This window comes from Aquimarina aggregata (genome assembly GCF_001632745.1).
Classification (GTDB): domain Bacteria; phylum Bacteroidota; class Bacteroidia; order Flavobacteriales; family Flavobacteriaceae; genus Aquimarina; species Aquimarina aggregata.
Genome location: NZ_LQRT01000013.1, coordinates 206,569 through 230,272, shown reverse-complemented (window position 1 = coordinate 230,272; position 23,704 = coordinate 206,569). Strand labels below are relative to the sequence as shown.

Below are 23,704 nucleotides of genomic sequence, written 5' to 3'. Positions count from 1 at the left end.
TAAACGATTGTTAAACCTATAATAAAGGAATAGGTTTTGTAATAAGCTGATAGTATTTTGCATAAAATTCAACTACAATGAAGGTTTTAATTACTGGTGCTACGGGTTTAATAGGCCAGGAAATTGTAACATTATGTCATCAATTAAAAATTGATGTAAATTACCTTACAACCAACAAATCCAAATTAAGCGATAATTCAAATTATAAAGGATACTTCTGGGATCCTAGTAATGGAATCATAGATGATAATTGTTTTACTGATGTCGAAGTGATTATTAATTTAGTAGGTGCCTCGGTAGCAAAACGTTGGACAGCTTCGTATAAGAGGGAAATACTAGAAAGTAGGACGCTTACTGCTAATTTAATTTTTAACTCTCTAAAAAAATTAAAACATAATGTTAGACATATCGTTTCTGCTAGTGCTATAGGGCTTTATCCAGATTCTTTTCAGAATTATTATATGGAAAATTCACCAGAAAGAGATACCGGTTTCTTAGGAGAAGTAGTGTCAAAATGGGAGGGAGCTGTTCTTGAATTTGAAGCTTTGGATATAAATGTGAGTTTACTTCGTATTGGTTTAGTGCTTTCTGAAAAAGGAGGAGCGTTTCCTAAAATAGTAAAGCCTATTCAATACGGTTTTGGAGCTCTTTTTGGAAGTGGTAAACAATGGCAAAGTTGGATACATGTTCATGATTTAGCACGTATGTTTGTATTTGTTGTTCAAGAAGAATTGACAGGAGTTTTTAATGCTGTAGCACCTAATGCAGTATCAAATAAAAAGTTTACCAATGTTATTGCCGAACGATTAAATAAAAAAATAGTATTACCAAATACACCTAAGTTTATAATGAAAATTATTCTTGGAGAAATGCACATACTTTTGTTTTCAAGCCAACGCGTCTGTAGCGATAAGATTTCTAAACTTGGTTTTGGATTTAACTATGATAATATTAAATCTGCAATCGCGGATTTGGTTAAATAATTGAAAATAAAAAACCGATACTGCAAGTACCGGTTTATACAAAATAATTTTATTGAATTAAGCTTTTGTAGCTGTTACACTAATTTTTAGCTCTATATCATCATTAATAAACTTATCTCCTATATCTGTAATAATAGATTTAGATGCGTAGTTTATTCCCCAATCGGTTCTATTAATAGTAAATACTTCAGTGTTTAAGGTCATGGTATTACCATTAATGGCAGTAGAGACAGGAAAAGAAATATTCTTTTTAATCCCTTTAATTGTTAAATTGCCATTCATAAAAGTTTTATTCTCTTTTTTGCTAATTCCAGTAACTTCAAATGAAGCAGAGGGAAACTTTGTAACATTAAAGAAATGATCTTCTTCACCTTTAGCTTCACCTTTTAAATGACCTTCTAAACCAGCTTTTTCTTTTCCTTGAAGATCAGTTACAGTAATGGATGTCATATCGATCACAAAAGATCCACTTTGAATAACATCATCATTAAGAGCAATTTTTCCTTTAGCTACTTTAATTGTCCCAGTATGCTTTCCTGTAGGTTTAATGCCTGTCCATTCGATAGTACTTAACGCATCATTCACTATGTAAATAGAAGCTTCTTTTGGAGTTTCAGAGGTTTCTTGCGCTTCAGAAGCTACAGTTTCATTCTTTTTTTCACCTTTACAAGAAAATGAACCAATGCTTATTAAGGCAATTGCAAAAAGATTAATCAATTTGGTTTTCATAAAATATAACTTAATAGTTTTCAGAATTTCAAAATTATTTTTTTGACTTAAAAACACTCTTAAATATATACTAAAATATTCCTGTGACATTATGACATTAATTCAAAAATGGCAGTACTTTTGCTATTTCAAAATGAAAACTTATAAAAGTTACATATTACATGAGTAAGAAAAATAAAAATACTGAAGATGTAAAAGATCAAGTAGAAGAAGTACTTGATACAAAAGTTGATGAGGAACAGGCTGAAGAAGTAGATGTAGAAACACAGCTAAAAGAAGATTTGGAAAAAGAAAAAGATAAATTTCTTAGGCTTTTTGCAGAATTCGAGAATTATAAAAAACGTACTTCTAAAGAACGTTTAGAGCTTTTTAAAACGGCAAGTCAAGATGTAATACAATCAATGTTACCGGTTCTTGATGATTTTGATCGTGCTACAAAAGAAATCGAAAAGTCAGAAGATAAAGACCTTATCAAAGGAGTATCACTTATACACAATAAATTAAAAGAAACATTAAAAGGAAAAGGTTTAACAGAAGTAGAAGTATCTGCGGGAGACACCTTTAATGCGGATGATCATGAGGCTATAACTCAAATTCCTGCGCCTAGTGATGATCTTAAAGGAAAAATTGTGGATGTGATAGAAAAAGGATATAAGCTTGGAGATAAAGTGATCAGATTTCCTAAAGTAGTAACCGGACAATAAAGAGGTATGAAGGAAGATTTTTACGACATATTAGGATTAAGCAAAAGTGCAACTGCATCTGAAATAAAGAAGGCGTATCGCAAGAAAGCTATCGAATATCACCCTGATAAAAACCCTGGTGATAAAAGTGCAGAAGAAAAATTCAAGAAAGCAGCAGAAGCTTATGAGATATTAAGTGACCCTGATAAAAAAGCACGTTATGATCAATATGGTCACCAAGCATTCGAAGGCGGCGGCGGCTTCGGAGGCGGCGGTATGAATATGGATGATATCTTTAGTCAGTTTGGAGACATCTTTGGCGGCGGTGGCTTTGGTGGTTTCGGCGGCTTTGGTGGTGGAGGCGGAAGACAACGACAAGCCAAAGGAAGTAACCTTCGAATTCGAGTAAAACTTACATTAGAAGAAATTGCTAATGGTGTAGAAAAAAAGATTAAAGTAAAACGTAAAGTACAAGCACCTGGTACAACCTATAAAACTTGTTCTACTTGTAATGGTACAGGCCAAGTAACCAGAATAACAAATACGATTCTAGGAAGAATGCAAACGTCATCTCCATGTTCGACATGTGGCGGAGCAGGGCAATCAATAGATTACAGACCTGATGGAGCTGATGGACAAGGATTAAAAGCTTTGGAAGAAACAGTAAGTATTAAAATCCCTGCAGGGGTTGAAGATGGTATGCAGCTTAAAGTTTCTGGAAAAGGAAATGAAGCACCTGGTAATGGTATAGCTGGAGATTTATTAGTAGCAATAGAAGAGCTTGATCATGCAGATTTACAAAGAGAAGGTAATAATCTTCATTATGATTTGTATATAAGTTTTTCTGAAGCTGCTTTAGGAGCCTCTAGAGAAATTGATACTGTTTCAGGAAAAGTGCGTATCAAAATTGAAGAAGGTGTGCAGAGTGGAAAAATCCTTAGACTAAGAGGTAAAGGAATCCCAAGTCTTAATGGATATGGCAGAGGTGATCTTTTAGTACATGTTAATGTATGGACACCAAAAACATTAAATAAAGAACAACGAGAGTTTTTCGAAAAAATGTCAAAAGATGACCATTTTAGACCTAGCCCAGATAGTGGTGAGAAGTCGTTTTTCGAGAAAGTAAAAGATATGTTTTCATAGATAAAACAAGTGGTTCGGATATTATGAATCCAAGCAGTTTTATTAATGGTTGAATAGGAAAAATTCGTATATTTGAGACATCACTAATGTATTTAGTGACAATTTTTCTTTTTCATAGCAATTTTTTTCCCATCCTTAATACTTGTATTTAGGGTGGGTTTTGTTTTTAATAAAAAAGTGTCTAATTCTGTCCCTTAATTTTTTAAAGAAATAAAAATCAAACTCGCTTATTTGATTAAGAACTTGTGCCGAAATAACATTAGTTACCTTTATTTTAGCATAAGTTTTTAAGTTTTCGTATCATTCGGGTATATTATAAATTATAAAATATTATTTCTATCTATGGCTAATCTTTTAGAGGTACAACAAGCTACAAAACAATTCGGTAGCTTTACAGCCTTGCAGAATGTTTCTATTCAGGTTCCTAAAGGAAGTATTTTTGGTTTACTTGGTCCTAATGGAGCAGGTAAAACGACATTAATAAGGATCATTAATCAAATTACATTACCAGATCAAGGAAGTGTGTTTCTGGATAATGAACCTTTAAAACCAGAGCATATAAAAGATATTGGTTATTTGCCAGAAGAAAGAGGACTTTACAAATCAATGAAAGTAGGAGAACAAGCTTTGTATTTGGCACAACTTAAAGGCTTGTCAAAAAAAGAAGCTAAAGAGCGATTAAAATATTGGTTTGATAAATTTGATATTACACATTGGTGGGACAAAAAGATACAGGAATTATCAAAAGGGATGGCCCAAAAAGTGCAGTTTATAGTGACTGTTTTGCATAGACCTAAACTTTTAATATTTGATGAGCCTTTTAGTGGTTTTGATCCTATAAATGCAAATGTTATTAAAGACGAAATATTGCAATTGCGTGATGAAGGAGCGACAGTTATTTTTTCTACTCATCGTATGGAAAGCGTAGAGGAACTATGTGATCACATAGCACTTATTAATAAATCTCAAAAAATATTAGAAGGTAAATTATCAGATATTAAAAGAGCGTATAAATCAAATACTTTTGAAGTCGGTCTTTTAACAGATGATCACCAAAGCTTATTTTCAACACTGAATAATAAGTTTAGTGTTGCACCTGCCGATTTTAAAACCATAGATGATCAATTAAAATTAAAGATCACTTTGGACAATACCATGTCATCAAATGATATGTTAAGGTATCTATCAGAAAAAGCTCAGGTATTACGCTTTAATGAAGTCATACCTAGTGTAAATGAAATATTCATCAAAACCATTACAGAAAATGAGTAATTTAAAGCTAATCATTAAAAGAGAATTTATTGCTCGGGTTCGTAACAAAACTTTTGTTGTAATGACTTTTTTGAGTCCGCTTATTTTTGTGGGAATGATCGGATTAATTACCTGGTTGACTACTTTAAATAAAGATGAAATTCGTGAAATCGCAATAGTTGATGAGACAGGGTCTTTCGAACCTTATTTTAAAAGTAGTAAAGGGATAAGTTATATTGATTATACAAATCTACCTTTAAATGATGCAAAAGACTCTGTAGTGATCAAAGACTTGTATGGCCTGTTATATATTCCAGGGAATACATCCAATAAAGAATTAGAAAAGAGTATTCAGTTTTATGCAGATGAGGCTCCTAATATTGATATTTTACAACAGATAGAAAAAATTATTTCAGAAGAACTAACGCATCAAAATTTTAAAAAGAAAGGTGTGGATATAGCAGTTATCGAGAGTTCAAAAGCTAAGGTAGATATACAAATAGAGAATTTTTTAGGAGAAAAAACATCCAAAATATCAAGCTATGTAAAAATGTTCTTTGGTGGGCTTGCAGGATATTTGTTATTGATGTTTGTAGTGATTTATGGTAACATGGTTATGCGCTCTGTAATTGAAGAAAAAACAAGTAGAATTATAGAGGTTATTATATCATCGGTAAAACCTGTACAGTTAATGATCGGTAAAATACTTGGTACAACATTAGCAGGTGTACTTCAGTTTTTTATATGGGTGATTATAGGTGGTGTTTTACTCTTTATAGCGAGTTTTTATTTAGGTATAGATGTGCAACCAACTACTCCAGGGCAAATACCGCAAGATGAATTGATGGAGCAATCACAACTTATTTTGCAAGATGTTTTAAACCTACCATTAATTTCTTTAGTAGTTTTATTTCTTGTTTATTTTATAGGAGGATACTTTTTATATAGCTCAATTTATGCAGCAATCGGTGCCGCTGTGGATAGTGAAACCGATTCACAACAATTTATGTTGCCAATTATCGTTCCATTGATGCTAGCATTTTATGTTGGAGTATTCGCAGTGATCGAAAATCCACATGGTACTATATCTACAGTATTTTCAATGATTCCCCTTACTTCACCAATAGTTATGCTAATGAGAGTGCCTTTTGGCGTAGATTGGTGGCAAATCCTCATTTCTATAGTAATTTTAATAGCCAGTATATGGTTTATGGTGATGTTTGCTGCAAAAATCTACAGAATTGGTATATTGATGTATGGTAAAAAACCTAGCTATAAAGAAATTTTTAAATGGTTAAAGTATTAAGTTAATGATTCAAGAGGACGGTTTAGAGAAAGCTGGAGATTTAATTACAAAAATTATCCCGGGTTCGGTAAAAGAATTTTTAGGGTATGAATTATTCCATTTAGGTACTGATAAAAAACCTATAGTATTAACCGTAGGTATGATATTGGTGGCTGTCTTAGCAATTGTCTTAACTTCTGTAGTTTTAAAGTTTATTAGAAGAATTGTAACCAAAAAACTATCACATGATGGTAAAATAAAGTTTGTATCGGTATTTTCTTTTGCCAAATATTTTATCTATCTCATTATTTTATTCATAATGTTAGATAGCATTGGCTTCAATATTACCGCCATATTTGCAGCTTCAGCAGCATTATTAGTTGGTGTTGGTTTGGCGTTACAGACCTTAATTCAAGACATTATTTCAGGAATATTTATTTTTATAGATCAAACGGTACATGTTGGTGATATTATTGAATTAGAAGGAAAAGTAGGTCGAGTAGAAGAAATAAAATTAAGGACTACGAGAGCGGTTACCATTGATAATAAAGTGTTAATTATACCTAATCATAAATATTTAACCTCCACACTATATAATTGGACTCAAAACGGAGCGTTAACAAGAGAATCTATTAGCGTAGGTGTTGCTTATGGTAGTGATACAAAATTGGTCAAAGAACTTCTAGTGCAAGCAGCATTATCTAATAAAAGTGTATTAAAAACACCAGAACCATTAGTTTTGTTTACAGAGTTTGCAGATAGTTCATTAAATTTTAAATTAATATTTACAATAGGAGATAGTTTTCAGGCGTCAATACCTAAAAGTGAGATACGTTTTGAGATTGATCGTTTATTTAGAGAACACAATATCAGTATTCCTTTTCCGCAAAGAGTTGTAACTATGATTCAGGATGAAAATAACAATGTTTCAAAAATATAAATAACCTATAAGCCCCAAGAATGAAAAAAAAGGATCTAATCTTAATGTGCATATTTTTTTATGCTGTTTATTATATGAGATCCCAGGATACAAATCTAGCTAGGTTAGAGTATGCTTATATTCCTCAATCAGGTAGTGAAAATACTTATAGCCGTATTCGATTTTCTGCTAATTATCCAATTAAAACGGATGATAAAGGGACATATATTGTAATATCTCCTCAATATAGATATAACGATCTTCAAATAAGAGATGAATTAATATTTGATCAAGGTGGTGATTTAAATGTTTTTCAAACTATAGGCCTAGAATTAGGATTTACCTTTAAAATGAAAAATAACTGGCGCTTTGGAACAAAAATAGGAGTAGGTATCTCCTCTAATTTTGAAGGTTCAAAATTAGAGAGTGACGATTTTAGATATACAGGTTCTGTCTTTTTTGTTAAAAGCTACAAGAGTAGTACTACACCTAAAACATCACGATTAATTTTAGGGTTACGATATTCAACACCAGCTAGTATAAGTTTTCCTTTACCAATAATTAATTATTATAAAAGATTTAGTCCAAGCTGGGCATATGGTATAGGTACACCTAAAACAAGTATTAAATATTTCTTTAATGAAATAAATACAATCCAAGCTTTTATTGGTTTAGATAGATTTTATGGTAATTTGCAGAATAACAGAACTTTTGTAGATGCAAACGGAACTACGAAAACAGTAGAAAATGCTTCTATGTTAAATGTAATAGGAGCTTTAGGATATGAGTTTTATTTTACGGAACACTTATTGTTCTATACATATGGAGGATATACATTAAGTAATGAAATTCGCTTACGAGATAAAAATCAAGATAATGTATTAACCATTAATAATGAAAATACATTTTATTTTCGAAGCGGAATTAAATTAAAAATATAATGGCAAAAATATTAGTAATTGAAGACGAAGCAGCAATTCGAAGAGTGCTGACTAAAATTTTATCTGAAGAGAATGATACTTATGAAGTTTTTGAAGCCGAAGATGGTTTGGCTGGTATAGAAAAAATAAAATCTGATGAGTATGATTTGGTTCTTTGTGATATTAAGATGCCAAAGATGGACGGAGTTGAGGTTTTAGAGGCAATCAAAAAAATAAAACCAGAAACTCCGGTAGTAATGATTTCTGGACATGGTGATCTTGATACAGCCGTAAATACAATGAGATTAGGGGCATTTGATTATATCTCTAAACCACCAGATTTAAATAGATTATTAAATACAGTACGAAATGCATTAGACCGTAAAGAGTTAGTTGTAGAAAATAAGAGACTTAAGAAAAAGGTTTCTAAAAACTATGATATGATCGGAGAGTCTCAGGCAATTTCGGATATTAAAAATATAATAGAAAAAGTTTCTGCTACAGATGCGAGAGTTCTAATAACAGGATCTAATGGTACAGGAAAAGAACTGGTGGCACACTGGATTCATCAAAAGAGCGAGCGATCCGGTGGCCCAATGATAGAGGTAAACTGTGCTGCAATACCTGGTGAACTAATAGAAAGTGAACTTTTTGGACATGTAAAAGGTGCGTTTACATCTGCTAATAAAGATCGTGCCGGTAAATTTGAAGCAGCAAATGGAGGAACAATATTTCTAGATGAAATTGGAGACATGAGTCTTTCTGCGCAAGCAAAAGTATTAAGAGCCTTACAGGAAAATAAAATTCAAAGAGTTGGTAGTGATAAAGATATCAAAGTAAATGTAAGAGTTCTTGCCGCTACGAATAAGGATTTAAAGAAAGAAATTGCAGACAATAAATTCAGAGAAGATCTATATCATAGATTGGCAGTAATTTTAATAAAAGTACCTGCCCTAAATGATAGGCGAGAAGACATTCCGTTATTGGTCGACTATTTTGTAAAGAAAATAGCAGGAGAACAAGGGTCTACAGTAAAAACGTTTTCTGAAAAAGCAGTTAAACAGTTGCAACAGTATGATTGGACAGGAAATATCCGAGAATTGCGAAATGTAATAGAGCGATTAATCATACTCGGAGGAAAAGAAGTTAGCGAAGAAGATGTTAAGCTCTTTGCAGCCAAGTAATTAAATAAAAAGAAAATTACAGATCATAGAATCCTATTTTGTGATCTGTTTTTTTAATTGTTGTAATGTATCATATATCCTTTACGACCAATATCTGATATGCCCCTGAAAATGAAAATATTTGTTTTTTTAATCACATGCTTATGTGGTATTTATGCTTCTAATGCTCAATATGATCCTGGAGCTGTAAATTATGGATTAGTAGCTATAAAAAGTATTGGATTAGAAGATGAGGTGGGTTTAGGAGCTCGTGTAGAATATGCATTTAATTGTTATACTACCTTTATTGGTGAATATAACCGATCTTTTACACTTGATGATTCGACCTATGAGGGGCATAATGAGCTTGCTTTAGGAGTAAACCTTATACTGTTTAATTGGTATCCGACCACAATAACTGCAGGTATTGGGTATGCCGGTAATGATTCAAGCCTTTTTAAAGAGATCGAAGATGAAGCTTTTTTGGGGTTTAGAACAGGAAGCTTTAATCATGGAGCACAAATTAAAATTAGAGCGTTACATCAACTCTCTAGATATGTGCACATTTTTGGAGAATTCAATCTAAAAAGTTTAGGGAGACGTTACGATACTTTTTTGATAGGGTTTAGCTATGATTTTTACGGAAAGTAACATAATTAGAACAGTTTATAATTTTTAATAGTTACCTTATTATTTTGTGATTTTTATTAGTTAACTATTTTTTTACAAATCCAAAACTTTAGTATCTTTCAAGATATAATATTTGTTGCACTATGAATTCTATACATCACAAAGATTTTAAAGTAACTAACCCCGTAGATTTGTCTAAAATCCCAACAAAACATGATCTTGATGCGAGCGAAAAGAAAATTGAAAAAGAATTAGAAGAAGTACGGGAGGAGCTAGGAGAGTTTCAAGATACAATATATGCTCATGACAAATATGCAGTGTTAATTTGTTTACAGGGGATGGATACTGCTGGTAAAGATAGTTTGATTAGAGAAGTCTTTAAAGATTTTAATACTCGTGGAATTGTTGTGCATAGTTTTAAAGTGCCTACAGACCTTGAATTAGGCCATGATTATTTATGGAGACATTATATTGCCTTGCCACAAAGAGGTAAGTTTGGTGTCTTTAATAGAACACATTATGAAAATGTTTTAGTTACTCGTGTACACCCTGAGTATATAATGGGAGAGAAAATTCCGGGGATAAATTCTGTAAGTGATATTACCGATGAGTTTTGGGATAAACGTTTTGAGCAAATTAGAAATTTTGAAAAACATATTGCAGAAAACGGAACTTTGATTTATAAGTTTTACTTGCACCTATCCAAAGAAGAACAAAAAAATAGACTTTTAAGAAGACTCGAAAAGAAAGACAAAAACTGGAAATTTTCATCAGGAGACCTTAAAGAACGAAAGTTATGGGATCAATATCAATCGTGTTATCAAGATGCAATTAATAGAACATCAACCCCACATGCTCCTTGGTATGTTATTCCAGCAGATGATAAACCAGTAGCAAGATATATTGTAGCAAAAATACTGTATGATACGCTAACAAAATATACCAATATACAAGAGCCAGAATTAGATGATAAAACCAAAGCTAATTTAGAAATGTATAAAGAGCAGTTAGAGAATGAGTAAACTGATCAGTGCAGTTGTTCATGCCTTAATTTAAACTTATAGTAAAACAAAATGTCAAAAAGAATAATCACAGTACTTTTAACCCTTTTATCCCTAAACTCTTTTTCACAGAAAGAAAATAAAGAAGATTCGATAATACTTAAAAAATTATACGATACATCATTGCTTAATGGGAAAAGTTATTCTTGGTTAGATTACCTTTCAAATCAAATAGGAGGAAGATTATCAGGATCTATAAACGCTCAAAAAGCAGTAGAATGGGGAGAGAAAGAACTTAAAGAGTTAGGAATTGATAAAGTATGGTTACAACCTGTTATGGTACCAAAATGGACTAGAGGAGTAACCGAATTTGCATATATAGAAACTACTCCCGGTAATACTACAAATGTGCCAATTTGTGCACTAGGAGGATCTGTACCAACACCAATAGGTGGTGTAAAAAAACCTATTATAGAAGTAAAAAGCTTAGATGATCTAAAAACCTTAGGAACAGATAAGATAAAAGGAAAAATTGTATTCTTTAACAGACCTATGCAAGCTGATCTGATTAGCACATTTAATGCTTACGGAGGTTGTGTGGATCAAAGATACTCTGGAGCAGCAGAAGCTGCAAAATATGGTGCAGTTGGTGTTCTTGTTCGTTCAATGAATTTAAGGTTAGATGATTTTCCACATACAGGAGCAATGAGTTATGGGGATTTAGCGAATATGGACAAAATTCCTGCGGCAGCAATTAGTACAAACGGAGCTGATTTATTGAGTTCTATGCTCAAACTAAATCCAAAAATTAAGTTTCATATGAATATGAATTGTCGTACTTGGAAAGATGTGAAATCATATAATGTGATTGGACAAATAACAGGTAGCGAATTTCCTAATGAATATATGGCCGTTGGTGGACATTTGGATTCTTGGGATTTAGGAGATGGTTCTCATGATGATGGCGCGGGTATAGTACAGTCTATGGAAGTTCTTAGACTTTTTAAAGAAATAGGATATAAACCAAAACGTTCTATACGTGTAGTGTTATTCATGAATGAAGAAAATGGATTACGAGGAGGTAAAAAATATGCCGAAATAGCCAAAAATAAAGGAGAAAATCATGTATTTGCTTTAGAAAGTGATGCCGGTGGTTTTACACCTAGAGGATTTTCTTTTGATTGCGATGTCGATAATTTTAAACAAGTCCAAAGTTGGAAACCATTATTTGAACCCTACTTAATTCATTATTTTGCTTTAGGTGGAAGTGGAGCAGATATTGGTCCATTAAAAAAGGATGGTATAGTATTAGCAGGACTTCGACCAGACTCACAACGATATTTTGATTATCATCATGCTAAGAATGATACTTTTGATGCAGTAAATAAACGTGAGCTAGAATTAGGCGCTGCTACGATGGCGAGTTTAGTATATCTTTTTGATAACTATGGCGTAAAATAGAGCGATTTAATCTCCAAAATCAAAAGATATATTTTTATGAATAAAGAACAATTAATTCACGAATTTAAAAGTGTACATTCATTGTTTATAGATGATATAGAAGTATTAGATGAACATGATTTTGTGAGTTATTTAAAAGGTAAATGGTCTGCAGGTCAACAATTAGAACATATATATCTTTCGGTAAAACCTCTTATTCAAGTATTTTTACTTCCAAAATTTATTTTAAAAATATTTTTTGGTAAGGCTAAAAGAGAAAGTATTTCCTATGATGCTATGATCACAAAATATTCAAAAGTCTTAGAGCAAGGAGGAAAAGCTACTTCTAAATATATTCCCAAGAAGATAACTATCCAACAAAGAGCACAACTCGCCAAATCATTAAAAAGTACCATAGACACGTTATTGATCAAAATTAAAAGTACAAAAGATCAGGATTTAGATGAAATTTTGGTTCCGCATCCACTAATGGGAAAGTTAACACTTAGAGAAATGTTATACTTCTCTATCTATCATGCTAAACACCATCATAAGTCACTAAAAAAGAATATAGTTGAAAATAAAATATGACTAGTGTGAATTATGCATTTATTAAAAATGATATTGAAAAGACTCTTTTAAAATAATTCTATAATAATACCATAACCAATAGATATTTATGCGATTTCGATTGCTATAATATTGGATATTTAGGCTAGTATTAATTATTTAATCGATTCTTGTACAAAAAATGAGATCAAAATTTAACCTCCCAAATGAAACGAGCTACGCAGAATGATGAAGAAACAGTAATCAGAATTTTAACCGAATCATTTGATCAAAACAAATCAGTCAATTTTATTATTAAACAAGACCGAAAAAGAAAAAAGAGAATTAAGTTTTTGATGAAATATTCTTTTTTTATAGGAATGAATTTTGGTGAAGTTTTCTTAGGAGAAGATAAATTATCGTGCTGTATCGTTATAGATTCTAAAAAAAATAAAAATACATTTAAAAAACTAATTTTTGATATTAGATTAGTACGTAATGCTATTGGTTTTTTTAGGATAAAAAAAATATTAAAAAGAGAAAAGATTTTAAGACGACATCAACCTAATGAGCCTTTTTTTCATCTCTGGTATATCGGAGTACTACCGCAATATTTCGGAAAAGGAAAAGGAAGTGTTTTATTAAAAGAAGTACTTGCATATTATGAACCCTTTAAGAAGAATATATGTTTAGAGACTTCTATGGTAGAGAATATTAAATTTTACCATCGTCATGGTTTCGATCAAGTTAGTAAAATAGATCAAGAACTTGCATATGAGCTTTTTATATTTAAGCACGAGTTTGCTAAATGATTATATAGGTGAAATGTATTTGACATTAATGGTTATTAACAATATCAATATGGTAATTATAGTTCCGAAAATATAGTGTTAACACTTAGCCCGAATTTTAAAAGTTACTTTTTTACTAACATGCAAAATTTCCATCACAGAAAATAGACATGTAAATAATTGCACCTATACCGATAAGAATATTTAAAAAAGGTAGACTAGCAGAAAGGATAGCCCCAAAAAATATTTTTCTGACAAACAATATCCAAGCTACTATAATACTTATAGATGTTACAAAAGGATAAGCGATTAAACTAATCACTAAAGTGATTGTTGGAATGCTATCTTCTGACCCCGGACTATCAAACATCATAGCAGACATCATGATCATAGGTAAAGAGGGGAGTATTAAAATTCCGAAAACAATGCTGGCTATAATAAGATAGATTTTAGTGGTATTCTTTTTCTTTCTCTCTTTTTGGGATACTGTAGTTTCTAACATGAAATTTAATTAAATAAAGTTAAATATACGATAAGAATATTTTAGTTTATTTTGCATCCAATACCTTTGCGTCTTCAAAATTATATAATGCTGTACCAATATACCAAAGAGTTTAGATATAACTTAAAATTAGCCGCCCCGGTAATGATGGGAATGTTAGGTCATACTTTTGTAGGTTTGATCGATAATATTATGGTAGGACAACTGGGAACGGCAGAATTAGCGGCAGTGTCATTAGGGAATAGTTTTATGTTTATTGCTATGTCCTTAGGGATTGGTTTTTCTACAGCAATTACACCATTAGTTGCAGAGGCAGACGGAGAGCATAATTTTAAGAATGGTAAATCTGCTTTTAAGCATGGTTTGGTCTTATGTACTACATTAGGGATTGCACTATTTTTAATGATACTATTGGCAAAACCGTTAATGTTTTTAATGAAACAACCTATAGAAGTGGTTGAGTTAGCTATGCCATATTTAGATTTGGTAGCTTTTTCATTAGTACCATTAGTTAGTTTTCAAGCTTTAAAACAATTTTCTGATGGCTTATCTATGACCAAATATCCAATGTATGCAACGTTAATTGCTAATGTCGTTAATGTTGTTTTAAATTATCTGTTAATCTTTGGAAAATTAGGATTTCCGCAGATGGGGATAGTAGGTGCAGCGGTAGGTACTTTGGTTTCAAGATTTGTTATGGTTGTTTTTCTATGGACACTACTTAGAAATAAAGAAAAATCAAGTAGTTATGTTACTAACATTAAAATTTTTGTGTTAGAAAATAAAATGATGAAAAAAATAATAGCACTGGGGTTTCCTTCTGCTTTACAAATGTTTTTTGAGGTGGCTATTTTTACTGCTGCAATATGGTTATCTGGTATTTTAGGAAAAAACCCTCAAGCCGCAAATCAAATTGCACTAAATTTATCATCAATGACTTTTATGGTAGCTATGGGATTAAGTGTTGCAGCTATGGTACGAGTTGGTAATCAAAAAGGATTACAACAATTTTCGGATTTAAGAAGAATTGCTATTTCAATATTTCTATTAGGGTTTTTAATAGCTACTGTTTTTGCATTGATTTTTATCATTTGCAATCAAATGTTACCTAGAATATATTTAGATGTTAGTGATATAGAAAACCTAGCAGATAATAATGAAGTGATTAGAATAGCTGCAAAACTTTTGATTATAGCAGCATTATTTCAAATATCAGATGCTGTTCAAGTAACTGTTTTAGGTGCATTGCGCGGGTTGCAAGATGTAAAAATACCCACATTTATAACGTTTATCGCTTATTGGATAGTAGGGTTTCCGATAAGTTATTATTTGGGGTTACATACTGCGTATAAAAGTGCCGGTATTTGGATTGGTCTCTTTGCGGGGCTTACTACTTCGGCATTGTTATTGTATATTAGATTTAATAAATTAACCAAAGACTTAATTCAAAAGAAGTAAGTTATTTTTAATTAAATTAGGAAAGAAATACGTTTTATCTACATTATTCGTTTATTTTGTATTAACGAATAATTAACTATCTTTCCAAAAAAACAGAACACAAAAAATGAGAGTCCCAAATTCTAAATTTTGTCTGCTGCTGATTCTTTTTACAGTAGTATGTGCATTACCTGGTATAAGCCAAGAGTTCGAACATAGTAAAAAGCAAAACCTTATTCCTAACCCTAGTTTTGAAGATGTAAATACATCTCTTAAAAGACTAGATATGGAGATGCAAAATTTTGCTTTTATGAAGGAGTGGAACCCTTCAATAAATACTCCAGATGTACATCATCCAGATCTAGAATTAATTAGATTTATTCATAAATCACCAAACTTTTTAAAGCAGTTTGGCCCACAAGAACCAAGAACTGGAAAAGGGAAAGTAGGGATGTATATCGCCGGAGGAGCTTATAAAGAAGGCGTAACAGCCAAATTGAAGAAGCCTTTAGGAGCAGGAAAATACTACTATTTTCATATGTATGTTTCTTTAGGAGAGGGGATATCTAATTCATGTACTTCTTCTATTGGCTCATATTTTAGTGCCAGAAATCCTAAGATTACCATGACCTCAAAACTTCCTTTGCATGTCGAGTCTTCTAAAATGGTTTGTGATACAAAAGGATGGGCGAAAGTTTGTGGAGTATATAGAGCAAAAGGTACAGAGAAATATATTTCTCTTGGATTCTTTTCTGATAGCCCAAGAGGAAAATCGGTAAAAGGAGGGAAGTATGATACAGGTTATTATTATGTTGATGATGTTTTACTAATGGAAATGAGAGATCCAAAAAATCTAGTATCGGGTCAAGTTTGTGATATGGCTTTAGACTTTTCACCTATTGAATTTTTAATTGGAGAAAGTGAAGCATATACCGAGATCAAAAAAGCTCTGGATTCCTATATCCAGTATGTTACTATTTTTAAAGTTAACACGATCAAAATTACAGGGCATGCAGATGATGCCGGTTCTACTTTTGAAAATGAAATTATGTCAGCAATGAGAGCTAGTAATGTAAAAGCTTATATGATTGAAAAAGGAGTAGATGAATCGTTAATCGAAATTATAGCTGCTGGTAATACCGAACCTATTGTTACCGAAGGATCAGATTTAGATCCAGAATCAAATAACAGAGTAGAAATTAAAATTGAATAACACTAAGATAATTTGTTAGTTTAGTTAAATAACTTATTACCTTTGAACTGTAATTTTAAGTAGTTATTTATGGACTTTCCTAAATTCTTGTTGGGCGACAATACTGATTATCCTTCGGCTATATTTGTAATTCATACCGAATTTCCTAGATTTATTATTAATTTAGAAAATGATGAGGTGGAGTGGTTAGAAGAATTTGATAAGGGAGAAGAGAAAGAATTATTAGAAGAGGCCGAAAATCTTTTTCAGGCAGCTAATGAATTTTATGACAGAGAGATTGAACGTTATGATGGATAATAACATACTTGAATAATGGAAGAACTTATACAATTAGATAAAGATCTTTTTTTATACCTGAACAATTTAGGAACATCTACTTGGGACTGGTTTTGGCTGTTTATGACTGAAAAGCTTTATCAAATACCATTGTACTTAGTATTGCTTTTCTTTTTTTATAAATATTTTGGATTAAAAGGCACTATTATCACTTTAGTAATTGTTGCTGCTTTGATTACTGCTACTGATCAGTTATCAAATCTGTTTAAAAATGTATTATTTATGAGGCCCAGACCTTGTCGGGCAGAAGGAGTGGCAGAATTTACACGTTTTATTGCAGAACGATGTGGTCGTCACGGTTATTTTTCAGCTCATGCTGCAAGTTCTATGGCTATCGCATTTTTTACAGGACTTGTGCTACAAAAGCGATTAAAATATATTTTTCCATTTATGGTGATATGGTCTATTGTAGTAAGTTATAGTAGAATTTATTTAGGTGTTCATTATCCTGGAGATATTATTACGGGTATGGCTATAGGTATTTTACTGGGTTTAGGAGCGTACAAATTGCATATATATTTGATCAGTAAGTACGGAGAAAAACAACATATTGCGATCTAAACAGCAAGCTCTTCTTTTATTCTGTAGTAAACTTTTTCTTTTTTTTCTTTTTTCCAAAAAGACGTTTTAATAAGTTATCTCGTTTCTCTGGTTTGCAGTCTAAATCTTTTAATACTTCTTCAGACGTTTCTGTAAATTTACTTTTTGTAATCGTATCAAAAGTAGGGTCGATATTCATTTTTTGATACCATTTTGCAAAAATTGGTAATGCGGTATTTGCGCCTTGACCTAGTGCGGTTGTTTTAAAACCAATATTGTAATTATCGTTTCCTACCCATGTGATAGTTACTAAATTTGGTGTAATGCCTACAAACCAACCGTCTTTATTGTCTTGTGTTGTCCCTGTTTTTCCTGCAATATCGTTTTCGAGTTTGTACGTAGTTCGTATTCTTGTCGCCGTACCACTTTCTACTGTAGATTTCATCATTTCTAGCAAAGCTTGCCTTGTATACTCACTATACCCTGGAGTTTCCAGAATATCAGACTTAAAAGAAGCAATAAGGTTACCATTTTTATCTTCAATTTTTGAAATAAAATATGGAGTAACTCCTTTTCCTTGATTTACATAACTGGCATATGCACCGGCAAGTTCTTTTATCTTAATTGCATCTGTTCCTAAAGCCATAGCAGGCTCTTTGGATAGAGAATCGGTAATACCTAATTTTCGAACTTGATCTATCACTTTTGGAATTCCTACCTCGTTTAAAACCTTTACAGCAATTGTATTTACAGAATTGCTTAGCGCTTTCTCTAGAGTGAAATTAAGATGGGGGTCTTCTTTTTCTGAAGCATTTTTTGGAGTCCAATTGTTTAGATTTGTATATGTAATTTCTTTTGTCGAGAAATAAGAGCATGGTTTCATCCCGTTTTCTATAGCAGTTGTATAAACAAAAGGTTTAAATGTTGATCCAATTTGCCTTTTGCTTTGCGATACATGATCGTACTTAAAGTAACGGTAATCAATTCCGCCAAGATATGTTTTTACGGCACCAGTTGAAGGTTCTATAGCAATCATTCCGGTATTTAAAAATTTAAGGTAATGTTGTAAACTATCTAATGAAGAGATTTTTTTGGTGGTATTACCAGTCCATTCAAACAACTCAATTTCTTTTTTTATGGATAAAGAATCTTGTATTTGATCATCTGTGAGCCCTATCTCTTTATATGTTTTATAAACATCAAGATTCTTAATAGCATTTTGGACTAAGGAGGTGTTGTTTTTCCATGGTGCCATATCCCCATAAGATATCTCATAGTCGTTTTGAAGCATTTGCATATGTTCCTTCATCGCTTCTTCTGCAAGAACCTGCATTTTATAATCTAGCGTCGTGTGTATAATTAAACCATCATTGTAAATGTCGTAGGCCGTGTTGTCTGGTTTTTTATATTCTTCAAGAATCGAAATGAGTTCTTTTTTAACGGCTTCTCTAAAATAAGGTGCTACACCAAGATCATGATTAAAATATTGATAATTAAGCAGTATAGGCTTGCTCATTTCTTGATCGGCTTTGTTTGTATTTAGATATCCATATTTGATCATTTGTTTAAGGACCACATCTCTTCTTAGCTGACTCCTTTCAGGAAAAAGCCTTGGATTATAACTATGATTAGCCTTTAGACTACCTACTAAAACTGCAGCTTCAGATAAGGATAATTGGCTAGTAGACGTATTAAAAAATTTATGGGCGGCACTTTCGATTCCATAGGTGTTATCCGGAAAGGGCACGGTATTGAAGTAAAGCGTAAGGATTTCTTGTTTAGAATAAATGTCTTCTATTCTTTTTGCTACAAAAGATTCCTTTAATTTATTAACTACAGTACTAAATATTTTGTGTTTTTCTCTACCAAATAAGTTTTTTGCTAGCTGTAAGGTTATAGTACTTCCTCCGCCAGAAGATTTATCCCGAAGTAAAATAGTTTTAAAAAAGACTCTTAAAAGACTCTTGTTATCTACGCCATCATGTTCATAAAATCTTACATCTTCTGTCGCAATAAGTGCGTCTATAAGATGTTGAGGCAAATCTTCAAAGTGAATAGGTTGTCTATCAAAAATATAATATTTACCTATTAATTGGCCATTTTGATCTAAGACTTGAGTAGCCTCTGCTTGTTTGAGTGTACTTAATTCTTCTTTAGTAGGTAAATCCCCCCAAAAACCTAAATAAATACTGGCATAGAAGCACAAAAATAACATGGTAACTGTGCCTATTAAAAATAATGGCAACTTGACCCATTTCTTTTTTAATAATTTTTTAATCATAATCATAATATCCACTAGATAACGGCTAAAACAAAATATTATTAGACAGTTGAGTATTCTTACATTTTTTTGTAGTAGTAAAAGATGTGAAAGTAGTAATAAGTTTTTAATGGTTTTATTTTTATGCCATGATAAATCTTGTTTTTTAAGGGTGAACCTTATGTTTTTTATGTGATTTATATCTAAAAGAGTTAAAATGAAATAATTTGATTTTTGAATTAAATATTCTACACTTTTTAGCAAGTTGAAAAGAGTAAAAAATATCAGTTTTTTAAAGATAATTTCTTAGAAATTTCATTTTTTTTAGTTAGAATTGTAAGTGTATAATGTAGATTATTATATTCATATACCCAATTTGAACACTACTTGAGGTATTGCCGTAAAGTATCTCAGGATTATAATTAATAATGTGCTTAGCACATTTTTTGACTACTAAATATTGTAACTAACTAAACCTGCAAACTCATGAAAAGAGTAATTGTTGATTACAAAAAATTAAATAAGAATATTTTAAATCTTCTCGTAGAAAAATTTCCAGATGGATATAATGATAATGATATTATTTCTTTTCGGAATCATCATAACGAAGCTATTGAAGCGGTTGAAGTGAAAACAGAAGATACGATCTATCTGGTAAAGATCAGTAAAAGATTAGCAGATACGATGGAAAGTTTTGATGATGATACTACCGACTCTACTACAGAAGTTCCTGTTGCAATGAGTAAAGATCAGGTAGAAGATCTAGAAGATTGATGAGTTAAAGGTTCTGTTATATCTTTAAAATGCTAGTTTAAAGACATTGTATTGATCATATAGTTTATGTATAACTTTAATATGTGCTATTAAAAAGTTATTATTACATTATATTAATTTGATTTAAACAATGAAACTAGGGTTAAGAACTACCCGTTTGTAGTTGGAATAAAACTTATAAATGGGGAATAAAATATATTGTTTACTTATATTTTTTATAGGTATTAAGTTTTTTGGACAAGATTCTGATACAGTACATAAGAATTCTTTTTTTATAGCTCCAGAAATTGTCGTTGGAAAAACTGGAGAAGCCAATACTGGTTTTCCGGATACCGAAATACAAAAGTCACTTTTTGTAAGTTTTGGGGTTTATACTACTTTAACTGGAAAAAATAGGAGTAGATTAAAACCGTTTAAAACTGGTTTTTCATTAGGCATAACTGATTTTGGAAACATAGAGAAATTGGGTTTAGCGTATACCCTAATGCCTTTTTCAGAGTTTAAAATATTTCAAAAATATTCTAATCGATGGAGTTTAGATTTGGGATTAGGAGTAGCCTATTTAGATACACAATTCGATGCAGATAGAAATGCATTTAATAAAGCGATTACAACAAAAATAAATTGGGCTTTTAGATCTTTTATTTATTATGATCTTATAAAGAAAGATAAGATTAATTGGCGCATGGGTTTAGGGTACGCTCATTTTTCAAATGGACACACACGTTTGCCTAATCAGGGTCTTAATTCATTTTTAATTAGTCTGTCTTCTTCGATTGGTAATGAACCAGAAATGGAAAAAATCGAGAAAGTCAAAGACAAACAAAAAAAACGTTTTTCTGAGACTTATTTTTCCTTTCGTACGGGTATTGGTCAAAATGTACTTTCTCAAGTGTTTAATGATAAAAAAGAAGTATATTCAATAGCATTGTCTGCTGGTAAAATTTTAAATAAAAGAATCAAGCTAGGTACGGGTATTTATTACAGGTTTTATGAGCATTATTATGATCATATAAAAAATGATGGACAATTAATTAGCGAGCAGGTACCAGAATTTAAAGAAAATCCTTATCGATACGCTACTAATCTTGGAGTATTTGTAAATGCCGAACTTTTACTTGGACATTTTGGGACTGAATTTGAATTAGGTATAAACATACACAAACCCTTTTATAAAATTGATTGGCAACTTAGTCAAGGGTTTTTCTTTAGAGGAGAATATACAAAATTAGGAGAGTTGGATTGGTATTATAAAGTAAAAAGAACTGTGTCATCAAGATTAGGAATAAAATACTATTTAATAAATACTTATAAGTCTCCGGTAAATAATGTGTTTTTTGGAGCAAATATCAATGCAAATCTTGGACAAGCAGATTTTTCAGAGTTTAGTATCGGATATGTTTATCGCCTAAAACATTAGATAGTTTTATTTCTCGTTTTTATGTTCACTTAATTTTAGAAGATATCTTGCTGCGGCAAATGGTGTTATTTTATGGTGTATAACATCATCAATTTTAGAGGTAAGCGCTTCTTTAATATTTTTATGATTATAAAACGAAGTTTTCAATTGTTCTTCTATAGTCTGTAATAACCAGAATTTGTTTTGGCGCATACGGTTTTTTTCAAAAAAACCATTTTCTATGGTTATACTTAAATAGTCTTGGATAAGATCCCAGACCTTATTTATACCTTTGTTTTCGAGTGCACTACAGGTTAACACATCGGGAGACCATTTATTTTCTGATAAAGGATAAAGATGCAATGCTTTTCTAAATTGATTTTTTGCCTCACGCGCTCTTTTCTCATTATCACCATCTGCTTTATTAATTACAATAGCATCTGCCATTTCTATAATACCTCTCTTAATACCTTGCAATTCATCACCAGCCCCAGCTAATTTCAATAATAAAAAGAAATCAACCATACCATGAACTGCTGTTTCACTTTGTCCAACACCAACAGTTTCAATAATAATAATGTCATAACCCGCAGCTTCACATAAAATAATTGATTCTCGCGTCTTTTGAGCTACACCTCCTAAAGAGTTACCCGAAGGTGACGGACGAATAAAAGCCATTGGAGATCGAACTAAAGATTCCATACGAGTTTTATCACCAAGTATGCTACCATAAGAAACGGTACTACTTGGATCCACAGCTAAGACAGCTACTTTCTTGCCTTTATCCAATAATAAATTACCTAAAGCTTCAATAAATGTGCTTTTTCCAACCCCAGGTACTCCCGTTATTCCAATTCTTATAGATTTATTTGCATACGGAAGACATTTTTCTATGAGTTGTTGTGCTTTTTCGACATGTTCTTGTTGCGTGCTCTCTATCAAAGTTATCCCTTTACTTAGAGCAGTAGTGTTCTTAGAGACGATATCATTAAAGATATGATCTATTGAAATTTCTTTTTGTTGTAACCTTTTAAATCTATCAATTACTTGATGATTAGTACTAGATGGTACTTTTGAAGGGTGATTAGTTTTATTTGTAATTTCTTTAGGCACAAAAAAGCTTTATAGCAAAGTTATACATTCCTTTTTGGAAACACATAATAATTTAAGTTTTGAATACTTACTTTTTAAACTTTAATAGGTACAGCTACAGCTGTTCGGTCCCATGCCAAGTATAATATTGTAAAGTCATTCGCATTTTCGAAATATATAGAGAATTGTTCTATTTCGTTTAATAAAGGTTGAGTAGGAACTTCTATGGTTAATACATCAAATTGGTCATCACGTTTAACCGTACCATCCATGTTAACTCCCCAATTATATGTTTTACTATTAAAAATAACTTTCCAAGATTTCAAGTTTGGGATAGTCCACAAGGTGTAAGTTCCTGCTTTCAAAATAGTACCATCTACCATAATATCTTTGTTCGTAGTAAATGTTGTAGCTTCATTAGCTCCCGTTCGCCATATTTCTCCAAAAGGAATTAATTTCCCAAAAATTTCTCTTCCTTTTTTATAGGGTCTATTATAAAAGATAGTGAAAGTGGCATCATTTGCGATATGAGTAATAGTTTGTTCAGGGCTATGTTTTTTTGTGTTTTGTCTTAATATATACACTGTAGAAACTCCAATAACTAAAAGGCTAATAAGAACAATTATGGTACGTTTTAATAATTTTGACATAATAATTATTTGTG

The 23,704-nt window shown here is 31.6% G+C and carries 24 protein-coding genes; 19 read left to right on the top strand and 5 right to left on the bottom strand.

Annotated features, from left to right (window positions below; all coding sequences use genetic code 11):
• Positions 1–77: 77 nt before the first annotated feature.
• Entirely contained in the window at positions 78–983 is a 906-nt protein-coding gene (locus tag AWE51_RS12335; protein ID WP_066313909.1) for a TIGR01777 family oxidoreductase, read from the top strand.
• Between the two features lie 57 nt (positions 984–1,040).
• Here the strand turns inward: AWE51_RS12335 and AWE51_RS12330 are convergent, their stop codons facing one another.
• Complete coding sequence (locus AWE51_RS12330; RefSeq protein ID WP_066313908.1) at positions 1,041–1,712, bottom strand: YceI family protein; 672 nt, start codon at positions 1,710–1,712, stop codon at positions 1,041–1,043.
• A 161-nt stretch (positions 1,713–1,873) separates the two neighbouring features.
• Here AWE51_RS12330 and AWE51_RS12325 point away from each other — a divergent pair, with 161 nt between their 5' ends.
• The 12 genes from AWE51_RS12325 to AWE51_RS12270 all read left to right on the top strand — a co-directional run bounded on the left by AWE51_RS12325 (position 1,874) and on the right by AWE51_RS12270 (position 13,508).
• Positions 1,874–2,416: a nucleotide exchange factor GrpE gene (locus tag AWE51_RS12325; RefSeq protein WP_066313906.1), complete on the top strand. Its 543-nt coding sequence runs from the start codon at positions 1,874–1,876 to the stop codon at positions 2,414–2,416.
• A 6-nt stretch (positions 2,417–2,422) separates the two neighbouring features.
• Positions 2,423–3,538 carry a molecular chaperone DnaJ gene (gene dnaJ / locus AWE51_RS12320; protein WP_066313904.1) on the top strand — a complete coding sequence of 372 codons (1,116 nt, stop codon included), beginning with the start codon at positions 2,423–2,425 and terminating at the stop codon, positions 3,536–3,538.
• A gap of 342 nt (positions 3,539–3,880) precedes the next feature.
• Positions 3,881–4,810 carry an ABC transporter ATP-binding protein gene (locus AWE51_RS12315; protein ID WP_066313901.1) on the top strand — a complete coding sequence of 310 codons (930 nt, stop codon included), beginning with the start codon at positions 3,881–3,883 and terminating at the stop codon, positions 4,808–4,810.
• The gene (locus AWE51_RS12310) at positions 4,803–6,095 is read left to right on the top strand and encodes an ABC transporter permease (protein WP_066313900.1); all 1,293 of its coding nucleotides are present in this window, start codon (positions 4,803–4,805) and stop codon (positions 6,093–6,095) included. Before AWE51_RS12315 ends, AWE51_RS12310 begins: the two co-directional genes overlap by 8 nt.
• A gap of 4 nt (positions 6,096–6,099) precedes the next feature.
• Positions 6,100–7,014 (top strand): mechanosensitive ion channel family protein, encoded by a 915-nt coding sequence (locus AWE51_RS12305; protein ID WP_066313899.1) that lies wholly within the window; start codon positions 6,100–6,102, stop codon positions 7,012–7,014.
• Between the two features lie 20 nt (positions 7,015–7,034).
• Positions 7,035–7,934 carry a DUF6268 family outer membrane beta-barrel protein gene (locus tag AWE51_RS12300; RefSeq protein ID WP_066313898.1) on the top strand — a complete coding sequence of 300 codons (900 nt, stop codon included), beginning with the start codon at positions 7,035–7,037 and terminating at the stop codon, positions 7,932–7,934.
• Positions 7,934–9,097, top strand: a complete 1,164-nt coding sequence (locus AWE51_RS12295; protein ID WP_066313896.1) for a sigma-54-dependent transcriptional regulator — start codon at positions 7,934–7,936, stop codon at positions 9,095–9,097. The genes AWE51_RS12300 and AWE51_RS12295 overlap by 1 nt, the downstream gene beginning before the upstream one ends.
• Before the next feature lie 111 nt (positions 9,098–9,208).
• Complete coding sequence (locus AWE51_RS12290; RefSeq protein ID WP_066313895.1) at positions 9,209–9,727, top strand: hypothetical protein; 519 nt, start codon at positions 9,209–9,211, stop codon at positions 9,725–9,727.
• A 122-nt stretch (positions 9,728–9,849) separates the two neighbouring features.
• On the top strand, positions 9,850–10,728 hold the full coding sequence (locus AWE51_RS12285; RefSeq protein WP_066313894.1) for a PPK2 family polyphosphate kinase: 879 nt from the start codon (positions 9,850–9,852) through the stop codon (positions 10,726–10,728).
• 51 nt (positions 10,729–10,779) lie between these two features.
• Complete coding sequence (locus AWE51_RS12280; RefSeq protein WP_066313893.1) at positions 10,780–12,168, top strand: M20/M25/M40 family metallo-hydrolase; 1,389 nt, start codon at positions 10,780–10,782, stop codon at positions 12,166–12,168.
• Between the two features lie 36 nt (positions 12,169–12,204).
• Complete coding sequence (locus tag AWE51_RS12275) at positions 12,205–12,738, top strand: DinB family protein (protein ID WP_066313891.1); 534 nt, start codon at positions 12,205–12,207, stop codon at positions 12,736–12,738.
• Positions 12,739–12,923: 185 nt separating this feature from the next.
• On the top strand, positions 12,924–13,508 hold the full coding sequence (locus AWE51_RS12270; RefSeq protein ID WP_066313889.1) for a GNAT family N-acetyltransferase: 585 nt from the start codon (positions 12,924–12,926) through the stop codon (positions 13,506–13,508).
• A gap of 115 nt (positions 13,509–13,623) precedes the next feature.
• Here AWE51_RS12270 and AWE51_RS12265 read toward each other — a convergent pair whose 3' ends face one another.
• Positions 13,624–13,989 carry a hypothetical protein gene (locus AWE51_RS12265; RefSeq protein WP_066313887.1) on the bottom strand — a complete coding sequence of 122 codons (366 nt, stop codon included), beginning with the start codon at positions 13,987–13,989 and terminating at the stop codon, positions 13,624–13,626.
• Positions 13,990–14,073: 84 nt separating this feature from the next.
• Between AWE51_RS12265 and AWE51_RS12260 the strand changes: the two genes are divergently transcribed.
• The 4 genes from AWE51_RS12260 to AWE51_RS12245 all read left to right on the top strand — a co-directional run bounded on the left by AWE51_RS12260 (position 14,074) and on the right by AWE51_RS12245 (position 17,536).
• Positions 14,074–15,447, top strand: a complete 1,374-nt coding sequence (locus AWE51_RS12260; RefSeq protein ID WP_066314632.1) for an MATE family efflux transporter — start codon at positions 14,074–14,076, stop codon at positions 15,445–15,447.
• A 106-nt stretch (positions 15,448–15,553) separates the two neighbouring features.
• On the top strand, positions 15,554–16,639 hold the full coding sequence (locus AWE51_RS12255; RefSeq protein ID WP_066313886.1) for an OmpA family protein: 1,086 nt from the start codon (positions 15,554–15,556) through the stop codon (positions 16,637–16,639).
• Between the two features lie 69 nt (positions 16,640–16,708).
• Positions 16,709–16,936, top strand: coding sequence for a hypothetical protein (locus AWE51_RS12250; RefSeq protein WP_066313885.1), 228 nt, complete (start codon positions 16,709–16,711; stop codon positions 16,934–16,936).
• 15 nt (positions 16,937–16,951) lie between these two features.
• On the top strand, positions 16,952–17,536 hold the full coding sequence (locus tag AWE51_RS12245; protein ID WP_066313883.1) for a phosphatase PAP2 family protein: 585 nt from the start codon (positions 16,952–16,954) through the stop codon (positions 17,534–17,536).
• Between the two features lie 16 nt (positions 17,537–17,552).
• Here the strand turns inward: AWE51_RS12245 and AWE51_RS12240 are convergent, their stop codons facing one another.
• Positions 17,553–19,796: a transglycosylase domain-containing protein gene (locus AWE51_RS12240; protein WP_066314629.1), complete on the bottom strand. Its 2,244-nt coding sequence runs from the start codon at positions 19,794–19,796 to the stop codon at positions 17,553–17,555.
• A gap of 465 nt (positions 19,797–20,261) precedes the next feature.
• On the opposite strand from AWE51_RS12240, the gene AWE51_RS12235 reads away from it, so the two are divergent.
• Entirely contained in the window at positions 20,262–20,549 is a 288-nt protein-coding gene (locus tag AWE51_RS12235) for a hypothetical protein (protein WP_066313882.1), read from the top strand.
• 181 nt (positions 20,550–20,730) lie between these two features.
• A complete protein-coding gene (locus AWE51_RS12230) occupies positions 20,731–21,969 on the top strand; it encodes an acyloxyacyl hydrolase (protein ID WP_066313880.1) in 1,239 nt (412 codons plus the stop codon).
• Positions 21,970–21,975: 6 nt separating this feature from the next.
• Here AWE51_RS12230 and meaB read toward each other — a convergent pair whose 3' ends face one another.
• Together meaB and AWE51_RS12220 are read right to left on the bottom strand one after the other, a co-directional pair.
• Positions 21,976–23,061: a methylmalonyl Co-A mutase-associated GTPase MeaB gene (gene meaB / locus AWE51_RS12225; RefSeq protein WP_066313878.1), complete on the bottom strand. Its 1,086-nt coding sequence runs from the start codon at positions 23,059–23,061 to the stop codon at positions 21,976–21,978.
• Between the two features lie 74 nt (positions 23,062–23,135).
• A complete protein-coding gene (locus AWE51_RS12220) occupies positions 23,136–23,690 on the bottom strand; it encodes a DUF2911 domain-containing protein (protein WP_066313877.1) in 555 nt (184 codons plus the stop codon).
• Positions 23,691–23,704: the final 14 nt, after the last annotated feature.

Coding starts and splice junctions, on each gene's coding strand:
- AWE51_RS12335 (WP_066313909.1), top strand. CDS start 78: ATGAAGGTTTTAATTACTGGTGCTACGGGTTTAATAGGCCAGGAAATT.
- AWE51_RS12330 (WP_066313908.1), bottom strand. CDS start 1,712: ATGAAAACCAAATTGATTAATCTTTTTGCAATTGCCTTAATAAGCATT.
- AWE51_RS12325 (WP_066313906.1), top strand. CDS start 1,874: ATGAGTAAGAAAAATAAAAATACTGAAGATGTAAAAGATCAAGTAGAA.
- dnaJ (WP_066313904.1), top strand. CDS start 2,423: ATGAAGGAAGATTTTTACGACATATTAGGATTAAGCAAAAGTGCAACT.
- AWE51_RS12315 (WP_066313901.1), top strand. CDS start 3,881: ATGGCTAATCTTTTAGAGGTACAACAAGCTACAAAACAATTCGGTAGC.
- AWE51_RS12310 (WP_066313900.1), top strand. CDS start 4,803: ATGAGTAATTTAAAGCTAATCATTAAAAGAGAATTTATTGCTCGGGTT.
- AWE51_RS12305 (WP_066313899.1), top strand. CDS start 6,100: ATGATTCAAGAGGACGGTTTAGAGAAAGCTGGAGATTTAATTACAAAA.
- AWE51_RS12300 (WP_066313898.1), top strand. CDS start 7,035: ATGAAAAAAAAGGATCTAATCTTAATGTGCATATTTTTTTATGCTGTT.
- AWE51_RS12295 (WP_066313896.1), top strand. CDS start 7,934: ATGGCAAAAATATTAGTAATTGAAGACGAAGCAGCAATTCGAAGAGTG.
- AWE51_RS12290 (WP_066313895.1), top strand. CDS start 9,209: ATGAAAATATTTGTTTTTTTAATCACATGCTTATGTGGTATTTATGCT.
- AWE51_RS12285 (WP_066313894.1), top strand. CDS start 9,850: ATGAATTCTATACATCACAAAGATTTTAAAGTAACTAACCCCGTAGAT.
- AWE51_RS12280 (WP_066313893.1), top strand. CDS start 10,780: ATGTCAAAAAGAATAATCACAGTACTTTTAACCCTTTTATCCCTAAAC.
- AWE51_RS12275 (WP_066313891.1), top strand. CDS start 12,205: ATGAATAAAGAACAATTAATTCACGAATTTAAAAGTGTACATTCATTG.
- AWE51_RS12270 (WP_066313889.1), top strand. CDS start 12,924: ATGAAACGAGCTACGCAGAATGATGAAGAAACAGTAATCAGAATTTTA.
- AWE51_RS12265 (WP_066313887.1), bottom strand. CDS start 13,989: ATGTTAGAAACTACAGTATCCCAAAAAGAGAGAAAGAAAAAGAATACC.
- AWE51_RS12255 (WP_066313886.1), top strand. CDS start 15,554: ATGAGAGTCCCAAATTCTAAATTTTGTCTGCTGCTGATTCTTTTTACA.
- AWE51_RS12250 (WP_066313885.1), top strand. CDS start 16,709: ATGGACTTTCCTAAATTCTTGTTGGGCGACAATACTGATTATCCTTCG.
- AWE51_RS12245 (WP_066313883.1), top strand. CDS start 16,952: ATGGAAGAACTTATACAATTAGATAAAGATCTTTTTTTATACCTGAAC.
- AWE51_RS12240 (WP_066314629.1), bottom strand. CDS start 19,796: ATGATTAAAAAATTATTAAAAAAGAAATGGGTCAAGTTGCCATTATTT.
- AWE51_RS12235 (WP_066313882.1), top strand. CDS start 20,262: ATGAAAAGAGTAATTGTTGATTACAAAAAATTAAATAAGAATATTTTA.
- AWE51_RS12230 (WP_066313880.1), top strand. CDS start 20,731: ATGGGGAATAAAATATATTGTTTACTTATATTTTTTATAGGTATTAAG.
- AWE51_RS12220 (WP_066313877.1), bottom strand. CDS start 23,690: ATGTCAAAATTATTAAAACGTACCATAATTGTTCTTATTAGCCTTTTA.